Consider the following 549-nt stretch of genomic DNA (forward strand, 5'->3'; position numbering starts at 1 on the left):
CTGGAAGGCTCTCCGCCATGACGTTCCCTCGGCGACGGAAACCGCCGCACGGCGCGGCATATCGTTGGTGGGTGCACCGCTCGCTCAGGTGTTCCGCACGGTTCAGGCAGGTCATGCCGGACGATTGTCCTTCGTGCGGCTCTGGCGAGGTCCGCTGGAGGATGGAGCGGCGCTGGGCGGGCAACGCGTCGGCGGCATCTACCGCTTTCCCGGCGGCGAGATGGAGAAGGTTCGGCAGGCCGAGGCAAGCGATCTCGTCGCTCTGGGCCGATTGGATGGCATCCGTACCGGGGCTACCCTGGGTGGCGACCTCCTCCCTTTTCCGGAACCGCCTCCGCCGGTCTTCGCATTGAGCATCGTCTCCGAGGAGCGCACTGCCGAGCTGCGCCTCTCCACCGGCCTGCAGCGGTTGACCGAGGAGGATCCAGCACTGACGGTGACCCAGGACGCCGAAAACGGCATGACCATTCTCGGAGGTCAGGGCGAGATACATCTCCGCGCCGCGCTCGACCGCCTGATAGCGTCGACGGGGATCAAGCTGCGCACGGC

The 549-nt window shown here is 67.2% G+C and carries 1 pseudogene; it reads left to right on the plus strand.

From position 1 onward, the window contains the following. Positions 1-549, plus strand: a pseudogene (locus AC1DWF_RS37715) (elongation factor G); the annotation flags it as partial.

This window comes from Aminobacter sp. P4_D5 (genome assembly GCF_056401815.1).